General features: G+C 37.0%; 14 protein-coding genes, 3 tRNA genes and 2 pseudogenes. 12 read left to right on the top strand and 7 right to left on the bottom strand.

Annotated elements, in window-relative coordinates; translation table 11 throughout:
• Positions 1-180: 180 nt before the first annotated feature.
• Positions 181-711 (top strand): hypothetical protein, encoded by a 531-nt coding sequence (locus ACLKMH_RS00075; protein ID WP_413700364.1) that lies wholly within the window; start codon positions 181-183, stop codon positions 709-711.
• Positions 695-1,564 (top strand): heavy metal sensor histidine kinase, encoded by an 870-nt coding sequence (locus tag ACLKMH_RS00080; protein ID WP_413700365.1) that lies wholly within the window; start codon positions 695-697, stop codon positions 1,562-1,564. Before ACLKMH_RS00075 ends, ACLKMH_RS00080 begins: the two co-directional genes overlap by 17 nt.
• Before the next feature lie 78 nt (positions 1,565-1,642).
• On the opposite strand, the gene ACLKMH_RS00085 is transcribed toward ACLKMH_RS00080, so the two are convergent.
• The 3 genes from ACLKMH_RS00085 to ACLKMH_RS00095 form a co-directional block, all read right to left on the bottom strand.
• Positions 1,643-1,957, bottom strand: coding sequence for a DUF3316 domain-containing protein (locus ACLKMH_RS00085; protein WP_413702220.1), 315 nt, complete (start codon positions 1,955-1,957; stop codon positions 1,643-1,645).
• A 439-nt stretch (positions 1,958-2,396) separates the two neighbouring features.
• Positions 2,397-2,900 (bottom strand): GNAT family N-acetyltransferase, encoded by a 504-nt coding sequence (locus ACLKMH_RS00090; protein WP_413700366.1) that lies wholly within the window; start codon positions 2,898-2,900, stop codon positions 2,397-2,399.
• A gap of 49 nt (positions 2,901-2,949) precedes the next feature.
• A complete protein-coding gene (locus ACLKMH_RS00095; protein ID WP_413700367.1) occupies positions 2,950-3,573 on the bottom strand; it encodes a LysE family translocator in 624 nt (207 codons plus the stop codon).
• A gap of 142 nt (positions 3,574-3,715) precedes the next feature.
• On the opposite strand from ACLKMH_RS00095, the gene ACLKMH_RS00100 reads away from it, so the two are divergent.
• A complete protein-coding gene (locus tag ACLKMH_RS00100) occupies positions 3,716-4,180 on the top strand; it encodes an Lrp/AsnC family transcriptional regulator (RefSeq protein ID WP_413700368.1) in 465 nt (154 codons plus the stop codon).
• Positions 4,181-4,192: 12 nt separating this feature from the next.
• On the opposite strand, the gene ACLKMH_RS00105 is transcribed toward ACLKMH_RS00100, so the two are convergent.
• Positions 4,193-4,288 carry an AraC family transcriptional regulator gene (locus ACLKMH_RS00105; protein WP_413702221.1) on the bottom strand — a complete coding sequence of 32 codons (96 nt, stop codon included), beginning with the start codon at positions 4,286-4,288 and terminating at the stop codon, positions 4,193-4,195.
• Positions 4,289-5,706: 1,418 nt separating this feature from the next.
• Here ACLKMH_RS00105 and ACLKMH_RS00110 point away from each other — a divergent pair.
• A pseudogene (locus tag ACLKMH_RS00110) lies at positions 5,707-5,991 on the top strand (DUF1566 domain-containing protein); the annotation flags it as partial.
• Positions 5,992-6,541: 550 nt separating this feature from the next.
• Positions 6,542-6,967 (top strand): DUF1566 domain-containing protein, encoded by a 426-nt coding sequence (locus ACLKMH_RS00115; protein ID WP_413700369.1) that lies wholly within the window; start codon positions 6,542-6,544, stop codon positions 6,965-6,967.
• A 178-nt stretch (positions 6,968-7,145) separates the two neighbouring features.
• On the opposite strand, the gene ACLKMH_RS00120 is transcribed toward ACLKMH_RS00115, so the two are convergent.
• Entirely contained in the window at positions 7,146-7,388 is a 243-nt protein-coding gene (locus ACLKMH_RS00120; protein ID WP_413700370.1) for a hypothetical protein, read from the bottom strand.
• 33 nt (positions 7,389-7,421) lie between these two features.
• Positions 7,422-8,165 (bottom strand): tRNA (guanosine(46)-N7)-methyltransferase TrmB, encoded by a 744-nt coding sequence (gene trmB, locus ACLKMH_RS00125; protein ID WP_413700371.1) that lies wholly within the window; start codon positions 8,163-8,165, stop codon positions 7,422-7,424.
• 178 nt (positions 8,166-8,343) lie between these two features.
• Between trmB and mutY the strand changes: the two genes are divergently transcribed.
• The 7 genes and pseudogenes from mutY to ACLKMH_RS00160 all read left to right on the top strand — a co-directional run.
• Positions 8,344-9,426 carry an A/G-specific adenine glycosylase gene (gene mutY / locus ACLKMH_RS00130; protein WP_413700372.1) on the top strand — a complete coding sequence of 361 codons (1,083 nt, stop codon included), beginning with the start codon at positions 8,344-8,346 and terminating at the stop codon, positions 9,424-9,426.
• A gap of 2 nt (positions 9,427-9,428) precedes the next feature.
• Positions 9,429-9,698 carry an oxidative damage protection protein gene (locus tag ACLKMH_RS00135; protein WP_413700373.1) on the top strand — a complete coding sequence of 90 codons (270 nt, stop codon included), beginning with the start codon at positions 9,429-9,431 and terminating at the stop codon, positions 9,696-9,698.
• Between the two features lie 239 nt (positions 9,699-9,937).
• Positions 9,938-10,013 (top strand) — tRNA-Phe (locus tag ACLKMH_RS00140).
• A 60-nt stretch (positions 10,014-10,073) separates the two neighbouring features.
• A tRNA-Thr gene (locus ACLKMH_RS00145) sits at positions 10,074-10,149 on the top strand.
• A gap of 84 nt (positions 10,150-10,233) precedes the next feature.
• Positions 10,234-10,309 (top strand) — tRNA-Phe (locus tag ACLKMH_RS00150).
• Between the two features lie 511 nt (positions 10,310-10,820).
• Positions 10,821-11,132 (top strand): hypothetical protein, encoded by a 312-nt coding sequence (locus tag ACLKMH_RS00155; protein ID WP_413700374.1) that lies wholly within the window; start codon positions 10,821-10,823, stop codon positions 11,130-11,132.
• Between the two features lie 120 nt (positions 11,133-11,252).
• Positions 11,253-11,657: pseudogene (locus tag ACLKMH_RS00160) on the top strand (hypothetical protein); the annotation flags it as partial.
• Here the strand turns inward: ACLKMH_RS00160 and ACLKMH_RS00165 are convergent.
• On the bottom strand, positions 11,654-12,343 hold the full coding sequence (locus ACLKMH_RS00165) for an SIMPL domain-containing protein (protein WP_413700375.1): 690 nt from the start codon (positions 12,341-12,343) through the stop codon (positions 11,654-11,656). The pseudogene ACLKMH_RS00160 and the gene ACLKMH_RS00165 overlap by 4 nt on opposite strands.
• Between the last annotated feature and the right edge of the window lie 13 nt (positions 12,344-12,356).

The following is a 12,356-nucleotide window of genomic DNA, read 5'->3' on the forward strand; positions in this document are numbered from 1 at the left end:
GCACATAAAAATGGCATTTCCATCACCCAATAAAATAAAACTGCCTTGTATAATTTGATAAGGTTACACTGATATAACTACTTCGTAATTTTATTTTGGATAAAACATGATATTACAACACTCATTGACCCTAAGACTTACCTGCTTTTTTCGGTTGCGACCATTACAGGACTGGTTTCTTTGTCTTTATTTCTTCAACAAGAAATATTCACTTATTTTCTGGTTGAAGATGCACAAGCCTTAAAAAATAAAGCCTATCTTATGCGGGATATTATATCCAAAAATAATTTTAACCGTGAGTTTTCTAACATTACTAAAAAAATGGAAGAACTCGAAGGTGTGGCTATCCGAATAGACAATCCAGAAGATGACCTTGTACTTTATATCTCTGATAATATTCGCTTTCCAAATAGTGTTATTAATGGCTCTAACGAAAATTTTATTGAATCTAACTTAGAGCAAACAATTTCCGACTTGCAGTTCAATCGGCAGATAAAATCAGCTCCAATAGAGGATATCAAAGAAAAAGTTTTACAGTGGGAAGATCAAGGGCAAAGTTACCGTGGGATGCAATTTCGTTTTACCTTTGATGATATTAATCAATCCACAGTCATTGCAACCGTTGCATTAAATACCAGCGACCGCCGGGGCTTTTTAAGTGCGTTTAAAACTGCATTAATTAAGTTTACGATTATTGCGAGCACTGATTAGTGGCGCTTTACAATGGTTCCTTACTTATCACGGCCTACGACCATTAAAAACCTTATCGAAAAATGCCAAACTCATTTCCAGCAAGAATATTACACAGCGTATGCCGGTAGATAATTTACCGATTGAAATTGCGGGATTATCTGAAACATTAAATAATATGTTAGATCGATTAGATGACTCTTTCCAGCGATTAGAAAACTTTTCTTCGGATATTGCTCATGAGATGCGTACTCCTATTAACAACTTAATGATGCAAACTCAGGTGGTTTTATCTAAACCACGTAATACCAATGAATATATGATGGCACTTGGATCTAATGTTGAAGAGTTTGAACGTCTGGCCAGAATGATTTCAGATATGTTATTTTTAGCAAAAGCAGATAATGATCAATTATTACTCTCCAGTGAACCTCTTAATCTTGAGCAGGAGATAAGCGAACCGTTTGAATTTTATGATGCCCTGGCGGAAGACCGTAATATCCGATTAGCATTAAAAGGAAGCGCACATGTGCAAGGCGATAAACTAATGTTACGTCGAGCATTTAATAACTTAATTTCTAATGCAATACATCATAGCTTTGAAGGCAGTGAAATCACCATTAACATACAAGCACATGAAGACGTCGCCATGGTAGAAGTGATTAATCATGGTGAAACGATTCCTGCTGAGGTACTAACACATTTATTTGATCGTTTTTATCGGGCAGACAAAGCAAGAACAAGTACTTCATTGGAGCGAGTTGGCCTGGGTTTAGCCATTACACAATCTATTGCTAAAGCGCATGGTGGTTCGATTTCAGTGACTTCTAGTGACCAAGTGACAAACTTTACCTTATCAATTAACAAAGCCTAACTTTTACAGCAACTAAAAAGGCTACCGATTTGGTAGCCTTTTAGAAATATTGAATGGTCTTGAGCATATTTTAAATATTTAGTCTGCCATTTCAAAAGTGACACTCACATTCACCAAACCTGTATATGATATCTCACCATTAGCATTCATTTTTTCTGCAACGGTCACATAAGAACCGTCATTTAAAGAAAGGCTACGTGGATAATCAAGCGAAATATGCCCTAAGTCGTTATTGAGTTCAATCGCAGAATCGGCTTTTAATGTTTGTAATTTATCAAGTGCTAATTCGTATGCAACTGCTTGGCTACTTACATCTTCCGTTGGAATAACACGTGTTGTTTGTGTCGTTGTTGCAAATGCTTGAGTGCTTAGAATTGCCATAGTTGATGCGATAAGTGCTCGCTTTAGTTTTAGTCATTTTCATTTTGTACTCTCTTTTATAAGTTGTTTAATATAAGTTATTGGAAATTCAAATTGGAACTTCGTTTAGATGTTCCTTGTTTCTATGGACTTATAATACTTCAGAGTAGATGACCTAAAAGCAACGCTAAAATGACACTTTTGTCATAATCAAAATATTTTTAAAACTATACAATTTTTGCACGCATTATATACCCGTTACCAATCAAGATTCTTTGTTCAGTCGTTAGCTCGGAGTGCAAGGCAAGGCGCAACATGATGACAATGGCTGGCCCTTATCGAGTGTTGCAACGCTGAATTGCTTTTCGAGCTAGCGACCCACGGGGCAAGTTTTGAGGCAAGCATCTTCGTTGTTAGAAAGTATTGATTGAACCAGTTAGACCTTCAACTTTCTGCCTAGAATCTGCTCACCTCACAACTTGCTGAACTTTGCATCTTGAATGGTAACGGGTATACGTTGCGGGCCAGCATCGCCACCAAGATACTTTTCATTTAAACACTCGAAGCCCCCTTTTTCATAACAAGCCTTAGCACCTAAATTTTTATAATTAACGGTCAAATAAATTTCGCGGATATTAACGTAATAAGTTTTTAAATAAGAAAACAATGCTTTTACAATTTTTGTGCCTAGCCCCTTACCCTGTTGCCCTTTATCAATTGCAAAAGACCTTAAGCCAATCGCAGTTTCAGGACAAAAACGATAGGATGAATGATAGTTTGTGTCTAACTTAAAAAAACCGATGACATCTCCATCGAACTTAATGATGTGCAAGTGTGTCGTTTCGCAGACATCCAAAAGAAAGTCTTCAGGCGTACTAGCGAACTTAATTTGTTCTTCCGCAATGTGAATTTTTTTAACTAATTCAGCATATTGTTCAGCATTTGAATAAGTGAGTTTTAAAATTTCTATCATCATAGATCCAATAGGTTAAGCAAGAATAAAATGAAAGCGTATAATGTAAACATTAACTCATAAATAACCACACACCCACGCCCATCAATAAACTCCCTGAAATACGATTTAATAAACGTAAATTTTTAGGGTTATTTAATAAACGTTTTAGCCCTTTGCCACCGGTCGCGTAAATAGTCATGCAAAGAAATTCAAAAAACATAATAATCATGACTAATATAAATAATTGATCCGGCAAAGGTCGGTCGCTATCAATAAAAGGAGGTAATAACGAAATCATAAAGGCCCAGCCCTTAGGGTTTGCAATCGCAGTAATAAAGCCCTGTGATACCAAGGCCCATTTTTGGCTATTAACAGCATCACCTGCCTCTTCACCACTTAATGCCATTTTACCTTTTGACTGCCACATTAAAATGCCCAGATAAAGCAAGTAACCAGCACCAACCGATTTAAGAATTGTGAAGACCCATGGATAATTGAGCATAATAGAAGCGATTCCCAAAACAGTCGCAATAGCAATGACTGCCACACCAATCACTTCACCTAGCATCATCCATAGTGTGCGACGATAACCTATCCTCATCCCTAGCGTAAGTGCCAGCGTCATGCACATTCCAGGCGTGATAGACACAAAAAAGAAGGTAGGGATAAATAAGCTTAATACAGCCAAGGTCATTACAGTTCCTCTAAACAGATAACAAAACTAACAGTGGCTAAATTTATCTTAAAAGCAATGACACTGTCTTAGCAAAATAGCCTTGCTTAAGCACTCTTTATGCGAGTATAGTTTCATAAAAATCATTAATTGGACCGAAATCATGCAAGATATGACAATAGATGGATTTGATACTCGCATTCTAAACTTACTTTTAGAAAATAGTCAGATCCCACGATTAGAATTAGCAGAGAAAGTAGGTTTATCTTCTTCGCAATGTTTTCGTCGTTTAAAAAGATTAGAAGATATAGGTGTTATTGATCACTATGCGACCGTTATCAATAAAGACAAAGCAGGATTAGGCGTAGCCGCCACAATTATGGTGCAATACCGAAAAAGTGAAGCAAGCTCTCGAGACAAAACCATTGAGCTGATTCAACATACTCCTGAAATTTATGAATGTTACTCCATTACTGGAGAGTATGATTTTATGTTAAGGGTAAATTGTAAAACCATGAAGGAGTTTAATACACTTTTAAATCATACCTTACAGGTAAGCTTTGTCTCTGGTTTACATTCATATATGTTATTAGCTTGTTTTAAAGATAAACAAAGCTTAGTTTTATAAATCCCCCCTTATTTACGACTCTTGAGCTGATTTACGGAATTGAGTTGGAGTACAACCACACTGCTTTTTAAATAACGTGTTATAGGTTGATTTGGAGCTGAACCACAGGCAAAAGCAATATCCAGTATGGTTTCTTTATTTCCTTTATCTTGTAATCGCGTTTTCATTTCTTGTAAGCGATAGCTATTCACAAATTGATAAAAGTTTTTCTCAAAGCCACTACTTAATACATATGAAAGTGTACGACGAGGAATATCGACTGCCTGTGCAAGTGCATATACTGAGAAATCAGGATCTAAATATGCCTTTTCAGCCAACATATAGGTATCGACCTGAGCTTTATAGACTGCGAGTACTTCATCTCCAATAATTTGGCTCGTTTGTTCTGGTTGAGAATTTGATTCGACCTTTTCCTTATTTGATTCGACATCTGCAACCGCTTTATTAATAGGCTCATCAAACTCCTCTAGCTCAACTGAGTTCGGCTCAGATAACATATTAAATACCGGCTTTTGGCGCACACCAAAAAAACATAACAGAATCGCTAAGCAACAATGAGAAACAATATGTAGTTTGAGTGGTTCGATCATTGGGATCGCAGTTGCAAGGTTTTCATTAAGCAGGTTTAAGAGCGTGATCAGAAGAAAAGTAGCAGGCAAAGAGTAAATCCATATCAGGCTGACTTGTGAATCATTACGTGAGAAATAACGCGTAATTTTTTGCTGATGTTGAATTAACAAATAAACAATAACAGCGGAATAAAATAAAAAAGATAACACATTGAGCAAGCCAAAATGAATGAGCAGTGTTTCTACTGCAGTCATTAAAATACCCGAACTATGAACAATGTTTTCTGACTGAGGTGCACCGGGGATCATCTGCTGTGCTAAATCCGTGGTGGCTGAAAGTGAATACAAAAGTGCGAAGGGTGCCAAATGAAGCCAATCTGTACGATTAAAGGTTGAACGCACCTGAGTAAGCAAACGCACATAAAAATAAAAAATCGGACCATGTAACAGGTTAAATATTGGATTATACAAATTCCAAAGGTTATAACCTGCAATGGTCATTTCTATTTTTAAAGACTGAAACATAGGAATCGCAATAATAAACAACCACAGGCAAAGCAACCTGTCTGTCAGTGATATTTTCTGGCGAGAGAGAATACTGACTAAAGTAAAGAGCGATATTGATAAACCAATCAGGCCGATATTTTCTGTCATAAAAGGAATAAACCACTCTCAGAAAGTAATAATTAAATAAAAAAGCGTAAATAATTGCAATTTAAAGGTTCGAATTGCGCCAAATGAACGCAACTGCAGAACATAGTACCTAATATACACATCATTGAAACACTCTTAGAAAGTAACTATTTATAAACAGAGGACTTTATGATGAACTTCACTAAAAATACAATCTCTATTAGCATGGCATTAGTTGGCCTTGCACTCGCAGGTTGTACTAGCATGGCGCCTAATGAAATAAGTACCAAATCACAGTCGCAGTCAATGCGACCACAGTCAATAATGACCAACAGAGCCGTTGAAACAGGACAACAACTTTGCTTTGATGAAAGTGATGCAATTGAATGTTCGGTCTCTGGTGAATATACTGGTCAAGATGCTCAATATACTGGAAACAGCTCAAATTACACAGTGCATGGTAACGGAACGGTTAGTGATAATATTACAGGGCTGATGTGGACTCAATCACCGGACATCAACGGCGATAATAAGATCACTAAGACAGATAAACTTTCTTCGGGTGATGCTATCGCCTATTGTGAATCCTTAAATTATGCCGGTTATAGCGATTGGCAATTACCAAATATTAAACAGGGTTATTCACTGATTGACTTTCGTGGAACGGATCCTGACCCAATGGCAGAAAGTAGTTCAGATCTAACGCCTTTTGTTGATACTGAAGCCTTTGATTTTGCCTACGGTAACCCAAATGATCATGAACGAGTAATTGACTCTCAATACGCTTCTACTTCAGCCTATGTTAATGACGAAGGTACCAAAATGTTATTTGGTGTGAACTTAGCTGATGGACGTATTAAAGGTTATGAGGAAGACTTCTTTGGCTCAGACAAAACCTATTTTGTTCAGTGTGTTCGCGGTAATACAGATTACGGTACACCGGGTTATGTTGATAACGGCGATAAAACTATCACAGATACACAATCAGGCTTAATGTGGGCACAGGATGATAGTGGTGCGACTTACAGCACAGGGATTGATTATAAAAATGCTTACGATTGGGTGAAGTCTGATGATGACGATACCAGTCCCCTTAAAGATGGTGTGAACAAAGAACGGCGCAATGAACTGGTCAGAAGCTTTAGTTTATGTGCAAAAGATGAATCAACAAAACTACTTGGGTCACGACGACTGGCGTTTACCAAACATCAAAGAACTAGAAACGATCACCGATTACAGTTACTCACCCGTAGCTACAAATTCACCGGCTATCGATCCTATCTTTAACATGACTACGATAAAAAATGAAAATGGCGATGATGACTGGGCGTTTTACTGGAGTAATACCACTCACAAAGGTCTAATTGATGGAGATTTAAAGGTAAACCATGCTTCCTACGTCGCCTTCGGTCGCTCTATGGGTTATAGCGAAAAATATGGTAAATGGATAGATGTTCATGGTGCAGGCTCTCAACGTAGCGATCCAAAAGTATGGGACGGTGGAAATTATGAATCAGGAAGTGGTCCACAGTTCGATTCAATCCGTTACTACAACTATGTCCGCTTGGTACGTGATGCTCAATAATCATCACTAAATACAAGGTTTGTAAATTGCTTTAAGATAATTAGCGTTTTACCCAAACAAATAAAAAGCGAACTCTAATTGGTTCGCTTTTTTTCATATAGACTTTAAATAGCTGAAAGTTAATTGAATTAGGTTTTTATTTAATGCTCTTCATCTACAAAAATTGATGGAATTATTGTTATATGCTAAATACAAAGCTCAACAATAAAATAGATAGAGTAAAAAATATAAAGCCATGTAAGTAACTTTTATTTCTTGTTTTAATCCAAAACTCTTTTTGATCTTTTTGTTCAGATAAACTTAATAAGTGTTCACAATGTGGGCACTCATCACCCAGATACATTATTAAATTACAGTTAGGACACTTAGCAGAAGGTTTAAAGTCCCCTCTTCCTAATATTGTAGGTTTTTCTGCTTTCATAATTATCTGCTTAATCGGCTATTTTTACCATAACTAACTGATACGTTTAAACAGAAGGTCCCATACACCATGACCTAGACGATGGCCTCGACTTTCAAATTTTGTTAACGGACGCCAATCTGGTCGTGGCGCGTAATCACCTTCAACGGTATTTTGATAATTAGAGTCAGCATTTAAGACTTCTAACATGTGCTCTGCATAAGGTTCCCAGTCTGTTGCCATGTGCACTAAACCGCCGATAGCTAGTTTTTGGCGCATATTTGTCATGAAAGTTTCGTTAACAATACGGCGTTTGTTATGACGTGCTTTATGCCAAGGATCTGGGAAATACAATTGAAAGGTCGCTAAACTTTTTTCTGGGATCATATGTTCTAACACTTCTACTGCGTCATAGTTCATCACACGTAAATTAGTGACTCCCGCCTCGCCTGCATCAGCCAAACATGCACCAACACCAGGACCATGAACTTCGATACCAAAAAAGTTTTTCTCTGGTGCATTTAATGCCATTTCTACTAGCGATTTGCCCATACCAAAGCCAATTTCTAAAACAACAGGCGCATCACGACCAAATACTTCAGTAAAATCAAGTTCTTCCTCTTTAAAGTCGATGCCCATACTTTCCCAGAGAGTATCGGTTGCAGTTTGCTGACGATTGGTCATACGCCCTTCACGTTTCACAAAAGAGCGTATTTTGCGCATATATTTTTGCTCTTCTTTTATTTCGCTATTCGGCGTTTCATTGTCATCAACTTGAGGACGTTGTTGGTCTGTCATTTTGTTACCTTAACTGTCATTTTTTAGCTTAAAAATCGGGCTGATTTAATAAGCGCGCATTATAATCTAATAGCTATACAACTTCAAAAGACAAACGTAACCAGAAAAGTAATTATCCACTTAGTTTTTGTAATGCTATTTTTTAGTGTAAGTCTGTTATGCTTTCGCTTTTAGAATAATGAAAGAGTACCTTGTGCAAGAGAATAACTTTAACCAACGCATCATCGATTGGCATGGTGTTCATGGACGTAAAACACTGCCCTGGCAAATTGACAAAAGCCTTTACAAAACATGGGTAAGTGAAGTCATGTTGCGACAAACCCAAGTGGTCACTGTTATTCCCTACTTTAATAAGTTTATGCGTGCTTTTCCTACACTTGAGTATCTGGCAAATGCCCCTATCGATGAGGTTTTACATCATTGGACGGGTTTAGGATATTACGCCAGAGCACGCAACTTGCACAAGGCGGCACAAACAGTGCGCGATCAATTCGGTGGTAAATTTCCTGAAGATTTTGAAGACGTTTTAGCACTATCAGGTATTGGTCGTTCTACTGCTGGAGCAATTTTATCTTTAACCCTCAATAAACACTTTGCTATTTTAGATGGTAATGTGAAACGGGTTCTAACGCGCCACCAAGCTATTGAAGGATGGACTGGCGAAAAGCCTGTCGAAAATCGCTTGTGGGAACTAGCAGAACGATTAACTCCAGTTGCGCAGGCAAATACCTTTAATCAAGCTATGATGGACATGGGAGCTATGATTTGTACTCGTAGCAAACCCAAGTGTCATGAATGCCCTGTTAGTGATGACTGTGTGGCATTAAAAAATGATACCGTTAAAAACTATCCGACGCCAAAGGCGAAAAAGAAAATCCCAGTAAAAACAACTGTGATGCTAGTGCTTTCGGAAAATGGTCAAGCAATTCAATTAAAGCAACGCCCACCGGTTGGTATTTGGGGAGGGTTATGGTGTTTCCCTGAATTTGAGAATAAAGAAATAGCCTTAGCTCATCTAAAGGATTTGAATATTACTGATTATAAAGCGGAAGAATTAAATACTTTCCGTCATACCTTTAGTCATTTTCATTTTGATATAACGCCTTTATTAATTGAAGTGAAGCAACAACAACCGTCACAAGTGATGGAAGATTCAGGCTCACTTTGGTATAACGTACAACACCCACAAAAAATTGGTTTAGCGGCGACCACTAAAAAGATATTAAACGCTGTCTCTAAAAAAACGCTCATTAAGGAATAATCATGTCACGCACTGTATTTTGTAGTTATTTAAAGAAAGAAGCCCCAGGTCTTGCCTTCCAACTTATTCCTGGCGAAATTGGTAAACGTATCTTCGATAATATTAGTCAGGAAGCTTGGGCTGAATGGCAAAAGAAGCAAACCATGTATATTAATGAGAAAAAGCTGAATTTAATGAAAGCAGAAGATCGTAAGCTGATTGAGGAAGCAATGGTTGGATATCTATTCGAAAATAAAGATATCGAAATCGAAGGTTATACCAAAGAGAAATAGTATTGCGTTCACAAAAGGAGCAACAAATGTTCAATGTGCAAGCAAACTCAATAAAAACAGCATAAAAGCGTAAAAATAGGTTGACGGTAGCACTTAAAATCTATTTAATACGCCTCGTTCACAAAACAACGTGAAACGCTTAGTTAGCTCAGTCGCATAGATATAGAGAGAGTTGATAAGTGATAAAATACTTTATTAGCTTAGTCGCAAAGATATAGACAGAGTTGAAAAGTAAAAATGCTTCGTTAGCTCAGTCGGTAGAGCAGAGGATTGAAAATCCTCGTGTCCTTGGTTCAATTCCGAGACGAAGCACCATATATTTGTTTGTTGTTTTAAACAAAATGACAAACGGTGCAAATGCACACGTTTTCGTGTGCCGACTTAGCTCAGTCGGTAGAGCAACTGACTTGTAATCAGTAGGTCACCAGTTCGATTCCGGTAGTCGGCACCATTTACAAATCATCATTGATGATAAAAGTTTTGATTTGTTAGCTTAGTCGCATAGATATAGACAGAGTTGATAAATAAAAGTTTTGCTTCGTTAGCTCAGTCGGTAGAGCAGAGGATTGAAAATCCTCGTGTCCTTGGTTCAATTCCGAGACGAAGCACCATCATTTAAGCCACAACTATTAATTTAGTTGTGGCTTTTTTGTATCTAAAATCGGACGAGTCCTTGGCTCAACTTTTTATTAAAGCCCAGAGACGAAGTACCATCATTCAAGCCCTTAGTGTGAAAACGTTAAGGGCTTTTTGTACCTGAACGGAAAATGTCCTTGGTTCAACTTTTTATTTAAAGCCCAGAGACGAAGCACCATCATTCAAGCCTAGATAAAGAAATTTATCTAGGCCTTTTTGTTTCTGAGGCGGAAGTATCCTTGGTTCAACTTTTTATTTAAGGCCCAGAGGCGAAGCACCATCATTCAAGCCACAACTATTAATTTAGTTGTGGCTTTTTGTATCTAAAATCGGACTAGCCCTTGATCCAGCTTTTATTTAAAGTCCTGAAACCAAATACCATGATTTATACTTTGTTTTCATATCCCTTACTCGATTTACTTGCATGAATGAGTAATAACTCATAGCATTGACGGTCCGTTACTTTATCAAGGTTAGTTGTTCAATATGTTTTATGAAGGAAGTGAAAAACGCTTAGAAATTACCAGCTCTTTGAATCTTCTTGAGTTTGAATATGACTTTTGGTCTACCATGGTGGAGCAAGCGGGAGCATATATTATCTCTAACATTGAAAATAATGAGGTAAAAGCTTTTTTACTTTCTGAATCAAGCCTGTTTGTTTGGAAACATCGTTTATTATTGATCACCTGCGGTGAAACCAATTTAGTACACGCCTCACTTTATTTTCAAAGAGAGGTAAAACGAGAAACAAATCACCTCTTTATTGTTTCAACGCCATCAAGCCCATCAACCAGATAGACAGAAAAGCAACTTTCAACAAGATAGTTTAAAACTTCAAAAGGAGTTAAAGGGAGATAGTCATCATTGGTCTGAAGGGTATTGTGGTGATATTTTTCTTTTGGAAATAACCAGCAAAGCAATGCCACAAAAAACATCATAATGTTACATGAGCTTGACAGTGAGTTTTTTACTGAATTACAAGAAAATAGACTAGAAGAAGCACTAATCGCATCAAAATTAGCGCTATTACAGCATTTTAAGGCTTTTTCAATTGATCATTACAGTTTTGATCCGAAAGGTTATTCTCTCAACGCTATCGACTCTGATCGCTATTTGACAATACACATCACGCCAGAGAAATTAAGCGACTATATTAGCTTTGAATCTAATTTACCCTTTAAGGAAATAGTGAATTTTCAGCAACATTTACTGTCATTATTTAACCCTAAACGGGCTTACCTTATGTCATTTAATCATACAAAAGAAAAAATTATATTGAAACAATTGAAATTTAAATTCCTAATGAAAATAAATCGCACTTAATGAGTGAGCAAAAAAGTCGTTTCAACTCGATCATTAAGCTCAATATTTCTCGGCTTTATATCTACCACATTACTTTTTTTACTTTCCATTGCCATTGAGTGCATTAATACTGGGCGTGCTTCATTATTTTGATAATTGATAGAATATACAGCACCTAATTTTGCATCGTATAAACGCGCTAAATCCTGTGCTTTTACCTTACTATCCAATACCGCCATTTCTCTTACTTTCCCCTGCCATTGTTGAGGTGATTGTAAGCCATACTGTAAAGGCGAAACCGTTTCAATTTTTGAATTTAATAAAGCGTCCATAAATTCATTTACTTTAGTAATATCATTTAAGTGATAACTAAGCTCATAAGTTACTCGCACTCCCATTAATTTTCTTTCATTTTTTTGGTATTGATATTCAGGCCTGGTCGATTGACTAAGACTTTCAACTTTATCAGTTACGAAACCTGCCTGAGTTAAGTTATTAAATAATAGAGCTATTTGTTGATCAACTTGTTTTTTAGCGATGATGGCACTGTCATTAATAGCAGTTGGCTGAAAGTTAATAATGACTTGATCTGCTTTTACCGATAACGATGCACTACCAACAACAGAAACATATGGCTCATTGGGTAATGAGTTCGCGATTACTGAAAAAGAACAAAATGACACAAAAAGTAATAAAAAATGACGCATAATTTTTCTCCAA

The organism is Psychromonas sp. KJ10-10, assembly GCF_047323245.1.
Taxonomy (GTDB): Bacteria; Pseudomonadota; Gammaproteobacteria; order Enterobacterales; family Psychromonadaceae; genus Psychromonas.